This is a genomic window from Bacteriovorax sp. PP10 (assembly GCF_035013165.1).
Classification (GTDB): domain Bacteria; phylum Bdellovibrionota; class Bacteriovoracia; order Bacteriovoracales; family Bacteriovoracaceae; genus Bacteriovorax; species Bacteriovorax antarcticus.
The window spans coordinates 558038-572411 of the sequence record NZ_JAYGJQ010000002.1; the positions used below are offsets into that span (position 1 = coordinate 558038).

General features: G+C 38.6%; 13 protein-coding genes. 9 read left to right on the forward strand and 4 right to left on the reverse strand.

From position 1 onward, the window contains the following. Positions 1-292 precede the first annotated feature (292 nt). The 3 genes from SHI21_RS12655 to SHI21_RS12665 all read left to right on the forward strand — a co-directional run bounded on the left by SHI21_RS12655 (position 293) and on the right by SHI21_RS12665 (position 3239). Positions 293-1057: a ZIP family metal transporter gene (locus tag SHI21_RS12655; protein WP_323576959.1), complete on the forward strand. Its 765-nt coding sequence runs from the start codon at positions 293-295 to the stop codon at positions 1055-1057. A gap of 29 nt (positions 1058-1086) precedes the next feature. Next, entirely contained in the window at positions 1087-1563 is a 477-nt protein-coding gene (locus SHI21_RS12660; protein WP_323576960.1) for a Dps family protein, read from the forward strand. A 167-nt stretch (positions 1564-1730) separates the two neighbouring features. After that, positions 1731-3239 carry a YiiX/YebB-like N1pC/P60 family cysteine hydrolase gene (locus tag SHI21_RS12665; protein ID WP_323576961.1) on the forward strand — a complete coding sequence of 503 codons (1509 nt, stop codon included), beginning with the start codon at positions 1731-1733 and terminating at the stop codon, positions 3237-3239. Between the two features lie 35 nt (positions 3240-3274). On the opposite strand, the gene SHI21_RS12670 is transcribed toward SHI21_RS12665, so the two are convergent. The 3 genes from SHI21_RS12670 to mutS form a co-directional block, all read right to left on the reverse strand. Then, positions 3275-3643 carry a hypothetical protein gene (locus tag SHI21_RS12670; protein ID WP_323576962.1) on the reverse strand — a complete coding sequence of 123 codons (369 nt, stop codon included), beginning with the start codon at positions 3641-3643 and terminating at the stop codon, positions 3275-3277. 238 nt (positions 3644-3881) lie between these two features. Next, complete coding sequence (locus tag SHI21_RS12675; protein WP_323576963.1) at positions 3882-4421, reverse strand: RDD family protein; 540 nt, start codon at positions 4419-4421, stop codon at positions 3882-3884. Positions 4422-4496: 75 nt separating this feature from the next. Beyond that, positions 4497-7166 carry a DNA mismatch repair protein MutS gene (gene mutS / locus SHI21_RS12680; protein WP_323576964.1) on the reverse strand — a complete coding sequence of 890 codons (2670 nt, stop codon included), beginning with the start codon at positions 7164-7166 and terminating at the stop codon, positions 4497-4499. A gap of 156 nt (positions 7167-7322) precedes the next feature. Here mutS and SHI21_RS12685 point away from each other — a divergent pair, with 156 nt between their 5' ends. Genes SHI21_RS12685 through hpf form a run of 4 tightly spaced genes read left to right on the forward strand, consistent with a single transcriptional unit; the run spans position 7323 to position 10987 of the window. Next, positions 7323-8345, forward strand: a complete 1023-nt coding sequence (locus SHI21_RS12685; protein WP_323576965.1) for an LptA/OstA family protein — start codon at positions 7323-7325, stop codon at positions 8343-8345. 30 nt (positions 8346-8375) lie between these two features. Next, positions 8376-9095 (forward strand): LPS export ABC transporter ATP-binding protein, encoded by a 720-nt coding sequence (gene lptB, locus SHI21_RS12690; RefSeq protein WP_410198828.1) that lies wholly within the window; start codon positions 8376-8378, stop codon positions 9093-9095. A gap of 16 nt (positions 9096-9111) precedes the next feature. Beyond that, a complete protein-coding gene (gene rpoN, locus SHI21_RS12695) occupies positions 9112-10563 on the forward strand; it encodes an RNA polymerase factor sigma-54 (protein ID WP_323576967.1) in 1452 nt (483 codons plus the stop codon). Between the two features lie 58 nt (positions 10564-10621). Next, entirely contained in the window at positions 10622-10987 is a 366-nt protein-coding gene (gene hpf, locus SHI21_RS12700; RefSeq protein ID WP_323576968.1) for a ribosome hibernation-promoting factor, HPF/YfiA family, read from the forward strand. Here hpf and SHI21_RS12705 read toward each other — a convergent pair. Then, positions 10984-12678, reverse strand: coding sequence for a bifunctional metallophosphatase/5'-nucleotidase (locus SHI21_RS12705; protein ID WP_323576969.1), 1695 nt, complete (start codon positions 12676-12678; stop codon positions 10984-10986). The genes hpf and SHI21_RS12705 overlap by 4 nt on opposite strands. Before the next feature lie 156 nt (positions 12679-12834). Between SHI21_RS12705 and SHI21_RS12710 the strand changes: the two genes are divergently transcribed. Next, on the forward strand, positions 12835-14028 hold the full coding sequence (locus tag SHI21_RS12710; RefSeq protein ID WP_323576970.1) for a hypothetical protein: 1194 nt from the start codon (positions 12835-12837) through the stop codon (positions 14026-14028). A 19-nt stretch (positions 14029-14047) separates the two neighbouring features. After that, positions 14048-14368: an ATP-dependent Clp protease adapter ClpS gene (gene clpS / locus SHI21_RS12715; RefSeq protein WP_323576971.1), complete on the forward strand. Its 321-nt coding sequence runs from the start codon at positions 14048-14050 to the stop codon at positions 14366-14368. Positions 14369-14374 lie beyond the last annotated feature (6 nt).

The window sequence follows — 14374 nt, forward strand, 5'->3', positions numbered from 1 at the left end:
TCCCCAGTGTATTTATAAGAATCGAAATTATAGCTGGATTTTGTTTAAATATGCTAATAAATAAATGGGTGTTTTGCCTCAGAGCATGGATTTTTGGCCTGTCTTAAGAATAGAAAATATGCAATTACAGTGGCTTGAGCAAGGCTTCTATGTTGCATTCTCCTATAAGGCAGAGGTGTGTCTATCATGGGATGCAACACACTCATTGCTTTTAACTATCAGATGATCATTCCAATTGATTTTATCGAAATGGAGTTTAGTGCGATAGTAGAGTAGTGAAGCTGGAGGTTTGATGGAAGGAATATTGCTTGGATTAATTGGTGGGGGAGTTTCAGGTCTAGCGACAACGTTAGGTGCAGTTCCCGTTCTTATGAATGCCAATTCAAAACTAGGTAAATTCTTAAACAGGATCAACATGGACTTCGTCATCGGATTGATGCTATCCGCGGCGGCGTTCTCACTTATATGGCCGGCGTATGAGAAAGTCTATTCTGCGAGTGCTATCGAAGAGAGACATTATCAATTCTTACTTATAAGTGCTGCTCTCGTGGGCGGGATCGCGTTTATTAAATCGGCCGGAAAACTTCTTGAACACATAATGCGAAATAATGAGAACGTGAAAAAAAATAAAAAAGCACTTCTCTTCGTCATTGCTATGATGGTCCACAACTTTCCTGAAGGGCTTGCCTCAGGTGCGACGATGACTCTTCCAGGTACAGAAGGCTATTCGCTTTTAGGAGCGATTGCGATTCAAAATTTACCTGAAGGATTCACTACTGCTCTGAGCTTTATTACTCTCGGAGTAAATCCGATGATGGCCTTCTTAGGAACTGTTGTAACGGGTCTCGTAGAATTAGGCGGCGGTCTTATTGGTGGATACATGAGTGCCAAAATTGATGGCGTGCTTCCACTGCTTATGGCCTTTGCTGGTGGTGCGATGATGAGCGTTGTACTAGGTGAGCTGGCAGAAAAACTAAAAGGCGAAAGTTACGGCTTTTTAGTTAGACCAAGCTTTTTAAGCGGAGTAGCTTTAGTCATAATATTTAATAATCTATAGTTTCTAACCAACTATTAATGGGAGTTAATATGAAATCAAAAATCGACATTGGAATTGATGAAAAAAACAGAGAAGAAATCGCAAAAGGTTTATCACACCTTCTAGCTGACACTTACACTCTTTACTTAAAAACACACAACTATCACTGGAACGTAACAGGGCCAATGTTTCCAACATTACACGTAATGTTCGAAGGACAATACAACGAACTAGCTCTTGCAGTTGACTTAATTGCAGAACGTATCAGAGCTCTTGGTGTAAAAGCTCCAGCTACATACGGTGAGTTCATGAAATTATCTTCTGTAAAAGAAACAACAGGTGATTTAACTGCACAACAAATGATTGCTGAACTTGTTTCAGGACAAGAGTCAGTTGTGAGAACAGCTAGATCAATTTTCCAGATCGTTGATGAATGTCATGATGAGCCGACTGCGGATCTTCTTACTCAAAGAATGCAATCGCATGAGAAAACTGCTTGGATGCTTCGTTCGATGTTAGAAGGGTAGTTTTAATAATTACAATTTAAAATAAAAAGGCCTCCGTTGATCGGGGGCCTTTTTTATTTTTAGACGAGATCTATAAAACCTAGGTACTTGATATATTGAAACTTAAGGGGGAAGTGGCATTTTTTTGCCTTCTACAGAGAACCCGAGTTTCGTTATAAACTTGTTTAATGAAAAAACTTATATTGATTAGCTTACTTACCCTTGTTTCTTGCTCAAACTTTACCCGTACACCGGCCTCACCTCCGGAAATCCTCACATCAGAAGACGTTCAAGTAAATGAAGTACTCGCCTCTGAAGTTGCAGAGTTTCAGGTGATGGTGGAAGAGGCACTTGTATGGCGTGCGAAGGCCATGGAGTTTGCAGAAAAGAATGCAAAGAAATTAAAACGCGAAAGACTGACTCATGAAGATATTCAGTCGATTCATGAAAGTGCTCAGACTTATCTTAATTTAAGAGAGCGCCTGATGAAGTATGCCAGCAAATACCAGTCACTGGTAGATGACGGTACAATCGTTAAGTATGTTCCAGGTGAGAAGACGTCAAAAAGTTTAAATGTTTATTATATTGATCCACTAGATGCAAAAGGGCAGGAGTTATTGTTTCAAACAAAGATCTCTTTGAATGCTGCTTTAGTTCTTTATGACAGTTATATGCTTGGCCTGTATCCATATTACAAAAGTCGCAAGATGAGAAAGCTGTTAAATACAGATTTCGTCGGTGGAAAATTCGAATTTGATGAAATTACAGATAGCTTCTTTGATGTAACTCAAAGAACTAAAATGTATTTATCAATTCAGCTTTTCGACAAAGATATTGCTTATAAAGAAGCTAGTAAAACGTTTGTTTCTGCTGAAGAGAAATACCTAGACTTACTTGCACTTCAAAGTCCGTTCTATAACTTCATGAAAGAGAAGTATAAATCAATTGTTGATCCAAGCTCATTTAAAAACATTTCAAACAGAATCTTTGACCGCTCTAGTTTTGTAGGTGATTTATTCACTTATTCAACAAGTAAAGTTTTTGGTAACAGTGTGGGGCTGATCGCTTTTAGAAAAGGTCGCATGACAAAAATTTCTAGAAGAGAAAAAGCGCACATTAAAGAGAACATGAAGCCTCTTGATATTCTGCTGGAAAAAACTCCTTTTAGATTAACTGATAAGTTTATCCCTGGATTCTACGGTCACGTGGCGATTTGGGTAGGGAATGAAGACGAGCTAAAGGCCTTAGGTGTCTGGGATAATCCGGTTGTTAAGCCTTACCAGGAAGCCATTAAAGACGGGCATTTCATTATTGAGGCCCTAAGACCAGGAGTGCAAATCAATACTCTGGATCACTTCCTTAATATCGACGATTTATTAGTTCTAAGAGACCCGAGCTTAACTGATGAGCAACGCAAAGAATTTTTAGTTCGCGCTTTTGCTCAGATCGGAAAGGATTACGATTTTAACTTTGATGTTGAAACAGATAAGAAGATTGTTTGTTCTGAAATCGTTTATGTGGTCTTCCATAACATTGACTGGCCGACAGAAAAGGCCCTTGGGCGCTTTACGATCTCTCCTGATAACGTCGCAGCGAAGGTGAGTGATGGAGTCCTGGTTCCGGTGCAGATGTACTCGGACGGAGAAAAGGTCGAAGGTGATTTGATCAAAGCAGTAGAAGAAAAATTAAAAGAATAAAAAAAGGCCCGCGAATTTCGCGGGCCTTTTTTTTGTTATTTTTTATGAAGTGTGAAAGTGTCAAAAGATAATGTCTCTGCATCTACGATAGCAAAAGGAGGAATAATTAATTTCGGTGAACCTGCTTCTACTAAAAATACTATAGCAACTGGATTTTCAGCTGATGCTTCACCACCAAAAATTGGACCTACTTTGATAGTTTTACCAGAGAATGTCTTAGTCTCTGTAGCTTCTTTTTTTACAGCTTTCCAGCTTAGGTCTTTAGCGATTGTAATTGTAAGAGTGTCTTTTGTTTCATCGTCTTTTCCTACCCATTTCGTATTGGCGAAATCAGTTGCTGTTGCAGCAAAAGCAGATGTCATAATAGTCATTAGAGCAATAAAAGCTAAAATCATTTTTTTCATATACGTCCCCTGTTGGTTTATTCGTTATTAAAAAGACTTATAACATTCTTAAAAAAGAATTCAATCAAGACTCAGAGTTAATGAATTTTCTATATGTTGTAAAAAGAGGAATTTGCAATGCTTTTCGAGGATTCTCATTGGTAAAAAAAAACAAGTTTTCTTCTTGGAATTTTCACGTGTGATAGTAATGAAGGTGATACTTTATCTGTAGAAAACGACAATAATTTGATTATTTTTTTTAAGCAGCTCTGTCTTGTTCATAGTCAACATCTTCATGTTGAGCTTCAAGTAGACTCAATTGGAATTCAGTTCCCTGAGCTTTCTCTTCAAAAGCATCCACTCCAACCATCGTTCCAGAAAACACGTCAGCTAAACTTTTCTCATCCTTTCTAATATAAGAAAGAGCGAATAGGAATGACCCCGTCATCGCACAAGTAAAGTAAGCAAAGGCCCTAAGCATAGACTGCTGAAGAGTAAGCTCTGATCCATCTGTGTTTTTCACCTGAAGACCAAACAGTGTTTTCCCCATCGTGCGACCATTCGTCACAAAATAAAACAATGAAAAGTAGGCGAACGTAATCGACATTAGAGAGATCGAGCTCATCACGGCCATTTTATTAATTAAGAATAATTGAACGTTGAATGGAAAGTGAAAGAATACTGTGTGAACGAATTGTGAAAAGGCCGCCATCAGAAAGTAATTGGCAACAACCACGATTCCAAGGTCTGAGGTGAAAGCATAGACACGTTTTTTTAGGATTGAGATTTCTGGTTTCATGCTTTTTCCTCCTCTTTCAAATTCTTACTTACTTATCGAGTTGTAAGAGTAAAAAGATGAGGAAAAAGTGAATTCTTATTGGAGTTCGAGATGTTTCTTTAAATCGTTTAGTTTTAAAAGAGCATCAATCGGAGTCATTTTCATAACATCGAGTTTTGAGATCTCTTCTTCTAAGTGCAGTAGATGAGCAGGAATTTCCGCATCGATCACAATATCATCTAAGAAGCATAGTTGAGTGTTCTGGTTATCTTTAACTGCTTTTACAGTCAACTGATGTCCTTCCATTGGGTTGTGGTGATTCTTCTCTAGTAGGTGAAGGATCTCTTCTGAACGCTTAAGAACAGAAGCTGGAAGACCAGCAAGCTTCGCTACGTAAATACCAAAACTTTGAGAAGCTGGTTTTTCAATTAAGCGGTAAAGGAACTGAACGTTTCCATTATGATTAACTGTTTCAACTGTTAAGTTCTTAGCAGTCGAGTAGTTTTCTACAACTTCAATTAACTCATGGTAGTGAGTCGCAAAAAGAGTAAGAGCTTTTGTTTGTTCGATGAAGTGTTCTACTAATCCCCAAGCGATAGAAAGACCGTCGTACGTTGAAGTACCGCGACCAACTTCATCCAGGATGATAAGTGATTTAGAACTAGCGTGACGAAGAATTTCTGCCGTCTCTGCCATTTCCACCATGAAAGTCGACTGACCTTTTAAGATGTCATCACTTGCACCAAGACGTGAGAATAGGAAGTCACATAAACTTAAATCAGCAGACTTCGCCGGAACGAATGATCCGATTTGAGCTAGGAGTTGAATGATCGCCACTTCTCTCATTACAGTTGTCTTACCGGCCATGTTGGGACCTGTGATTAAACCGAAATAAGTTTTTTCATCAAGGTTTAGATCGTGGCAAACGAACTGATCTTTAATAAGTGATTTAATAAGAGGGTGGAAGCCCTGCTTAATGTTTAATATTTGTTTATCGCTATGGAACTTAGGACGAGTGAAGCCTTCAGAGAGAGCAATACTCGCTAATCCCTGGAAGCTATCGATGAAAGCAATGTGCTCTGACATCGTAAGAACTGAATGATTAAGGTCTGAAACATTGTTGATCAGGCCTTTAAAGATTTCGCGTTCTAATTTTTCTAGTTTCGTTTGAGCAGTGATTGTTTCTTTTTCTAACTGAACAAGCTCAGGAGTTGTATATCTCTCAGCGTTTACTAAAGTTTGTCTTCTCTCGAATGACTTTGGAACTTTAGTCGCGCTTCCTTTTGAGATTTCAATGAAGAATCCTGAAACGTTATTTGATTTAATTCTTAGTTTTTGGATTCCTGTTTCGTCTTTTAAGCGAGTTTCCATTTTCATTAGCTCTTCAGCTACATTCAAATGAAGTTTTGCCAAGCGGTCGCGTGATTTATCTACGCCTTCTTTAATCAGGTTACCTTTTTCAAGACTTGCTCCGACTTCATCATTAAGAGTTGCCTTAATTGATTCAGCAAGAACGCTAAGCTTTTTAATTTCAGCAGGTGCAAGCACGGCCTTGATTGGAAGGTTTTTTACGTTCTTTAAGATTTCAGTGTAAGCATTCACGGCCGTCGCTAGATTTAATAAATCTGAAGCAGACCCTTTGCTCATTGAGATCTTTGCAAGGATGCGTTCGATATCGCGGATCTTTGAAAGTTCAACGCGAAGATCTTTAATTAAAGAGTCGTCATCAGTTAGAGCAGAGATAATATCTAAGCGCTCGCTGATAGAGTCTTGATTGAATAATGGATTAGCAAAAAGAGAGCGAAGGTATCTTGCGCCCATTGCTGTCTCTGTTTTATCGAAGAAGCCCAGTAATGAATCTTTATAAGATTCGCGCGACTTTGGAAGAATCTCTAATCCAACTAAAGTTGGAAGAGTGACTTTCATAATGTTCGCCTGAGAGTTCATTTTGAAAGGGCGGATGTGAATGAAGCTTTCCAGTAACTGAGTCGAGCATACATAGTAAGCAAGAGCTCCGATTGGATTAAGGATTAATTCATCAAGCTTGATGATTTTATCGCGTTTAAATCCAGGAATAACTTTTTCAATATAAAGATCAGTGAATTTTGGATTGAAGTACTCTTCACTTAAATGAGTTTTTAAAACGTCATAGTGATTTAGGATTGATTCAACATCTTTTCCTTCGTCTCCGTCCCATTGACCCATGAATGTAACGAACTCACGAGGAGCAAGCATTCTTAGACCTTCAATGAAGCTCTCAAAGTTTTCATGTTTGTAACCGTTGAAGTCACCGGTTGTGAAGTCCAGGGCAACAAGATAGTAGCAGTTATCTTTTTTGAAAGCAGAGGCCATGTATCTGTGGTCGTGACCTTGAGTTTTTTCTAAATCAAAAGGCATTCCGGGAGAGACAACTTGAGTGACTCCGCGTTTTACAATTCCTACTGCATCTTTTGGATCTTCGATTTGTTCACAGATCGCAACTTTTAATCCGCGGTTTGTGATTCTATCAATATAAACTGAAGCTGCGTGGTGAGGGATTCCTGCCATTGGGATTGGTGTGTCGCCAATTTTTCCACGGTGAGTGAGTGTGATATTTAAAAGTCTGGCCGCAGTTTTTGCATCTTCGAAGAAAACTTCGTAGAAGTCGCCCATTCTAAAAAGAAGAAGTGTGTCGGGATAATTTTTTTTGATTTGAAAATATTGATCCATCATTGGAGTCAATTTTGTTCCTGAATCAATAATTGCTTGTAAGTCTTTTAATGACACGTCAAAACCTTGTTTTAAACCTGATAAATATGCTCAAGTGTACCAAGAATTCAAAGGCTTAGTAAAGGAAAGGGTAGTGCAAAAGGGAAAAATAAATACTTAATTTTATAAGGATTTCGGCTTAGATTGCGATAAGATAGAGAGTAGGAGATAGGTTTGAAGAGTCGCCAATACACTATCATAATTTTTTTCGTTATTATTACTGTTGGGTTATCAATCTACTCTTATATGGGGAATTTTGATGGCGATAGTAATTCAGCAGCTAATGCCGCTGCTATTGAAAAACACGATGAGATGGATGAAAGTTATTTTAAGGCCGTCGATTATTACTTAGTCGATCAAGGAAAACCATTTCTTCGTCTTGAATCAACCGAGCTCACTCTCTCAAAACAAAATACAGAAGTTGTCGGCTTCAATCCAGATGGTGTAATTTATAGAAGAGATGAAGCGGGTGTTGAAGAAGATCCAATTTATTTTACTTCGAAAAACTCCCGAGTTTTCACTCAGAACAAAGAACTTTATTTGCAGCAAGATGTAGAAATCAAAGTTGCTAACTCAAATTTAAAATCTGATAAGGTCACCATCTTTAATAGTGGTCGTCACCTAGAGGCAGATGGAAATGTTCGCACGCAAAGTTTTGATCCGAAAACGAATGACCAAATTTTGATCACTTCAAACTTTGCTTTATACAGACCTAAAGAGCAGTTCTTTGAGTACCAAAGAAACGTGAAAGGGACTATTCAAAGAAAGCGCCAATACGAAGAGAGTGTCAGCTTCACAACCGACATGATGACCTTAGAAGGGCTAAAAAGTGAAGTGGAGATGAAGGGGAATGTGACCTTTAAAAAAGGGAACTTAGACGCTTCTTCGAATCAAGGGACTGTATTTCTTGAGAACTATAATAAAAGACTCAAGTATTACTCACTTTCTGACGATGTGAGATTACAGGAGAGTCTTCTTGTGGGTGGAAAGCCTATGGTGAGAAAGGCCTTTGCTGAGAAACTTGAAGGTCTCATCAGTGAGAAGAAAATCATTCTCACAGGTTTACCAAAAGTATTTCAGGAAAAAGACGTCATCAAAGGAAACCGAATTACGATTCGTGAGAACATAGAGACGGTGGAAGTTGACGATGCAAATACAAACATCACACTGGAACGTGATAAAGATCAGAATCAATAGATCATGGAATGGATATAATAAATGGATGCATTGAAACTTGAAGGCTTTGATTTAAAGAAAACTTACGGCGGAAGGACAGTTGTTAAAGGCGTAAGTCTGGATGTCTCTCAAGGTGAAATTGTAGGGCTGTTAGGTCCAAACGGAGCGGGTAAAACCACAACGTTTTATATGATGGTAGGTTTAGTGAAGGCAGACGAAGGTCGAATTCAAATGAGCGATAAAGATGTGACGAAAGAACCCATCCATATCCGCGCATTAAATGGAATCGGTTATCTTCCACAGGAAGCTTCGGTGTTTCGTGATTTATCGATTGAAGAAAATATTATGGCCGTGCTGGAAAATAGATCGATGTCCAGACGTGAAAGAAAAGATGTAATGGAATCACTGATTCAAGATTTTAAATTGAATCACGTGAGAAACTCGAAAGGTTCTGCACTTTCGGGTGGTGAGAGAAGAAGAGTTGAGATCGCGAGATGTCTAGCTCTTGAACCAAAGTTCGTTCTTCTTGATGAGCCATTTGCAGGAGTTGACCCTCTTGCAGTTGCAGATATTCAACAACTGATTCAGGGGTTGAAAAAAAGGAATATTGGAGTTTTAATCACAGATCATAACGTTCGCGAGACATTAGGAATTGTCGACCGAGCTTATATTATGAATAGTGGTGAATTATTAGTAAGTGGTACACCAAACGAATTAATTAACGACGAAAGAGCAAGGAAGTTCTATTTAGGAGAAGAATTCAGGATGTAATTCGAAAAGTATATTTATGGCCATCAAAATTTCTCAAGGCCTAAAACAGTCTCAGAATCTTGCGATGACACCGCAACTGCAACAGGCCATCAAACTCCTGACGCTGACACATTTGGAAATGACCAATGTGATTGCTGAAGAAATGGTAGAAAATCCGATGCTTGAAGAAGCAGGCGTGGACACCGATGTTGATTCACCAACTGAAAATGATGGTGAAGTTAGAGAAGCTACTTCTGATGATTTTTCAGAAGCGCCTTTAATGAAAGACAAAGATGATTTCGACTGGGATTCATACGCCGATTCATTTAATTCAAATTCATCTACATCACCAAATATGGCCGGTGGCGACTCTGACGAAATGCCGAGCTACGAAAATATTGTTTCGAAAGGAATGACTTTAGCTGAACATCTAGAGTGGCAGTTAAAGATGGAAACACTGAGTGATGATCAGTGGAAACTCGCTCAATTAATTATTGGTAACATTAACGACGACGGATACCTGGACGTCAATTTTGAAGAATTGATTGCTGAAAGTGGAATTGACCGCGATGAAGCTTTCGATATTTTAGAAATCGTTCAAAGACTAGATCCAGTTGGTTGTGGTGCAAGTAATCTTCAAGAATGTCTTCTTGCTCAAGCGAGAATTGCTGAAGAGAGATCACCATTATTAGAAAAATTAATCCGCGATCACCTTGAAGATTTACAGAGTAAAAACTTTGATAAAATTTCAAAAGCACTTTCAGTATCCATTGATCAGGTTAAGCAAACTTCATTATTATTGCAAAACTTTCACCCGAAACCAGGGCGTTTAGTAGCCACTCCAGACACTCATTATATCCTTCCGGATATCTATGTTGTTGAAGCTGGTGGAGAGTTCGTTGTTCAAGTAAACGACGAAGGGATTCCAAGACTTAAGATTTCAAAGCTTTACCAGGAAATGATTAAAAAAGGTGCCGGACATAAAACAGACGAAGCTTCAGAGTTCGTTAAAGATAAACTCCGTGCTGCCGAATGGTTGATTAAGTCTATTCAAAACAGACAAAAAACTATTGAAAAGGTTTCGAAAGCGATCGTGGCAAAACAGCAGGAATTTTTCAAGAAAGGCCCAAAACATTTAAAGCCAATGGTTTTAAAAGATGTTGCCAATGAAATTGGAATGCACGAATCGACTGTATCGAGAGTCACAACAAATAAGTATATGCACACCCCATTGGGGACGTTTGAATTAAAGTACTTTTTTAACACCGGGATTGGAGGTAAAGACGGTGGAGTAGACATTGCGAGCGAGGTTTTAAAGTTAAAAATTAAGGCGATCTTCGACGGAGAAAATCCAACGAAGCCACTCTCAGACCAAAAGGTTGTGGAGATTTTGGCGAGAGAGAACCTGACAGTAGCAAGAAGAACAGTGACGAAGTATCGTGAGATGTTAGGTGTTGCACCTTCATCGAAGCGAAAAGAAAAGAACTAGTTATCTATTTACGAACCTACGTCTTTGCGGGGCAAAGACAAACGAAAAGAAGGGCATTATGAAAATTACGACATCTTTTTTACACCTAGAACACACAGCTGCACTTGATGAAAAAGTTCAGGAAGCTTCGATGAAATTAGAAAAGTTCTTTAAAGATAAAGGAACGATCAAGTGGTCTTGTTATGTAAAAAATGGTCAGCACTTTGCTGAAATTTACTATCATGCTCCTCATTGCGAATACCACGCAAAAGCAGTCTCGGAGAACATGTACCACACCATCGATATGGCCGTGGAAAAAATTGAAAAACAAGCTTTCAAGAAAAAAGATAAATTTAATAAACTTCACAGAGAGAATCCGGATATGATTATCCTAGATCCCGATTCAGCATGGCAGGACCACGCTGATGATGAGGATGTAGCTTAATACTTATTAGGATTTTTCTTAAAGTGTTCAATCAATAATTGATATTCTTTCGGGTGAACCGGGTACAACACCACTGGTTCACCCGCTTTTGTTTTAGGGCTCAAATCTATCCATCCGTGAGTGATTTTTTTCACTGTTTCGATGTTATCCACCACATATCTATTTGTCGCAATTTTGATCGGACGATTCACGTCTGATAGAGGAATGCCCCCGAGCTTTAGATCGTAAATTCTATTGATGAATGGGATTCCCCACTTTCTAATTTTAAAGCTTAAATTAGGTGCAATAGCAGGGGAAAATGAGGTTGAAATGAAGCGGTAGATCTCCATAAAACCAAGCACAGTTTTCACTTCTTTCGGTGAGAGATAAAACGAGACAACTTCGATTCCAGGGTGTTTGGTTTTGTCATAACCTATGGCCACAGCTTCAAAAATCTCTGCTCTGGTATAAGGAGTATTTTTATAAAAGGAAGTGCGCACAAGACCCATTGAAGTTAGATAAACATCGATCTTATCTTCTGTTGCAGGGATGGTTGAATTAAGTTCATCAAAGATAGACGAAGTGATCAACTCTCCCATCGGATTGGGAATAACACTTGATCTGATATAACTTTTTTTAGGTGTGAATACGACTTCAGTTGGACTTGTTTTTTCATCCATTAAAAGAAAAGACTTCGTTCTCCAGCTATCAATACGTTTTTTCCAGCTCATATTTTCAGCGATTTTATCAGTGATAGTAATCACGTGATTGGCCTCGGGATCTTTCATCGTAATCTTTCTAGATTTTGTATCAAAATTGAACTCTAAAAACCCCAAATTCTCCCCGTAAGATCCGGTCTGATTAACTACAACTCCGTGAGCGATGGCGAACTCCTGTTTGTGAGTATGGCCGGCAACTAAAATATCTAATCCTTTAAGTTTCCCAGCTAAATCGTAAGCTTCTTTTCCACCACCGTGCATAGAGAGAATCACGACATCAACTTTAAAACGCGAGCGCATATCGTAGATGGTTTTGTTTAAATGATCTGCTAAATCGCCTAAGTGTTCTTTAGATTTTTGATCGTCAAAACCGATAAAATGCACGTCACCTCTGGTTGATCTACTAACCAGACATCCATCGGGCCCCAGCACTCCTAAAAATCCTACTTTTATTGAACCTTTTGGACTCTTAAAATCTTTGATCATATAAGGGCGAATAAGTGCATTCTCTCCTATGTATTTTCGGAGTGGAGAATCGTGGTTTACATAGAGGTTACTGGCAATAAGTGGAATTTGATTTGGATTTTCACTGGCCTTTTTTAGGATGAGTTCCAGCCCGTCATTCATAGGATCAAATTCATGATTTCCTAAAGTCAGAAGATCGTACTTATTCTCTACGAAAAACTGATACTCCGGGAAATCTTTTTCCTTGGATAAAGCGATGGCAGAAAAAATCGTTCCAGAGAAAAAATCCCCGGCATCAACACCGATCACAATCTCATCTTTTTTCTGTTTTCTGATTTCAGAAATAGCTGTGGTTAACCTGGCAAATCCACCGCGTTTTTCAAAGCTTTCACCAGAAGGAACTTTGACTCCATCAAGATGAGAGTGCAGGTCATTGCTATGAAAAACAGTAAAGGGGATAAGGTTTTGTGCCTTAATAGCGGGAGAAAAAGTGATAAATAGAGCAAGTATAAAGGTGATTTTTTTCATAAACAAACGATACATAAAACCCTTAATTTTGACAAAATAATCATGGCATAAAGCTTGTACTTATAAGGGGGAAACAACGTTTTAACTCCTAAGATCTAGGTAATAGGGAGCGCATTGTTTTGACAGTTAGTCGGCCGTCTAAAAAAGAGACACTTAATGGTTTATGGGCTTCGCCTTACATTGATTACACTTATGATTGTCATGGTCTCATGCGGTCAAAAGATTAATAAACGCAGCTCTGCTTATTCAGAGGCCGAAATCAGTTATCTATTAATTGAACAAAAGTGCGTTGGGGATCACTCTGAACCTGAGCCGGTGTCAGTTGAAATCGCCAACACTTATAATGAACTCCAGAAGACTAACGCTTTTATTTTTTATAATATGCCAGTGCGTCTTTATGATTATAAAACGCCACTTATTATCAACCTTGATGATATGGAAAAAAAGCTCATAGATATCAAGGCCAGCATCACCCTTGCGACAGCTGAAAATTTAGGGAATACGGCCGAAGATCTTTTTTATCTCTATCAAAATGCCATGAGATTTGAAGGGCAGAAGTGCTCATTTCCACTCATGACTAAAAAGAAGTTTCAAGACGTAAGACCTTACTTGGAAATGTCGGATTTTTGCATAGAGAAAAATGGCGACGGACTTTGCTCAAGTGAAACGATTGTAAATTTAACGCCCGCTGAATCCAAATTTGTGGAAGAGAAAGTCATCAAGCTTTGCAAAGCTTTTGACTCCAGTGATGTGAATTGCCAGGCCCAGTATATTATCAAAAAACAAAATAGAACGATTCCTGCCTTGGTTTCGCTTTACCAAAAAAAGTTTCAAACTGAGCGCTATGACAGATTGTTTTCTTTACGCGACTCTCATTTAAAATTTCAGTGTCAAAATAATGAAGATGTCACCACAATGACTCTTAAAGTTTACAGTCAACACTTAGACGTTTATTCAATAAGCGTTTTAACCAGATTTGTGAGCGATACATGGTCGCGTGGAAACTTCCGTCTGGCGATTGATATCGTAGATCACCCGGGAAGCGACGTGGTAGAAATATTACCTAGCACCACTGGTGTGTCTTACGTGCCTGACAATAATAACCGCAAAGTTTTCTTAAGTAGTATCGTTGATTTTGAGACTCAAAAAAAGGTATTGGCCCACGAGTTTGGTCATGTTTTAGGTTTCCCTGATTGTTATACAGAGTTTTTTGATAATCAAAATAAAGACTTGGTCTACTACGAAATTTCCAAAGAAAATACCAACCTGATGTGTTCACTAAAACCCGGTGTCATCGTACCTGATGATTACCTCTCACAACTCGCACAGAAATCTTGCCTCTTTAACTAAATTAGAGCGATAATTAAGCATGACAGAAAAAAATCACCAACATGAAGAAGAGGGTGGAACCGCCACCATTACTAAAAAGAAAGTACAGCTTCCAAAAAAATATAAAGTACTACTTCACAACGACGACTACACGACGATGGAATTTGTTATTTATGTTCTTCAAGCTGTCTTTCACAAACCATTAAATGAAGCCGAAAGAATTATGATCGACGTTCACAGAAACGGGATTGGGGTCTGTGGAGTTTATACACATGAGATCGCAGAGAGTAAGGCGAAAAAAGTAGAACATATGGCGCGTGAGAATTCGCATCCGCTTCTTTGCACATACGAACCTGAATAGGAAAAA

Bases quoted from the DNA above. Each gene is read 5' to 3' on its own strand.
- SHI21_RS12655 (WP_323576959.1), top strand. From the start codon at position 293: ATGGAAGGAATATTGCTTGGATTAATTGGTGGGGGAGTTTCAGGTCTA.
- SHI21_RS12660 (WP_323576960.1), top strand. From the start codon at position 1,087: ATGAAATCAAAAATCGACATTGGAATTGATGAAAAAAACAGAGAAGAA.
- SHI21_RS12665 (WP_323576961.1), top strand. From the start codon at position 1,731: ATGAAAAAACTTATATTGATTAGCTTACTTACCCTTGTTTCTTGCTCA.
- SHI21_RS12670 (WP_323576962.1), bottom strand. From the start codon at position 3,643: ATGAAAAAAATGATTTTAGCTTTTATTGCTCTAATGACTATTATGACA.
- SHI21_RS12675 (WP_323576963.1), bottom strand. From the start codon at position 4,421: ATGAAACCAGAAATCTCAATCCTAAAAAAACGTGTCTATGCTTTCACC.
- rpoN (WP_323576967.1), top strand. From the start codon at position 9,112: ATGGCCATCAAAATTTCTCAAGGCCTAAAACAGTCTCAGAATCTTGCG.
- hpf (WP_323576968.1), top strand. From the start codon at position 10,622: ATGAAAATTACGACATCTTTTTTACACCTAGAACACACAGCTGCACTT.
- SHI21_RS12705 (WP_323576969.1), bottom strand. From the start codon at position 12,678: ATGAAAAAAATCACCTTTATACTTGCTCTATTTATCACTTTTTCTCCC.
- SHI21_RS12710 (WP_323576970.1), top strand. From the start codon at position 12,835: ATGGTTTATGGGCTTCGCCTTACATTGATTACACTTATGATTGTCATG.
- clpS (WP_323576971.1), top strand. From the start codon at position 14,048: ATGACAGAAAAAAATCACCAACATGAAGAAGAGGGTGGAACCGCCACC.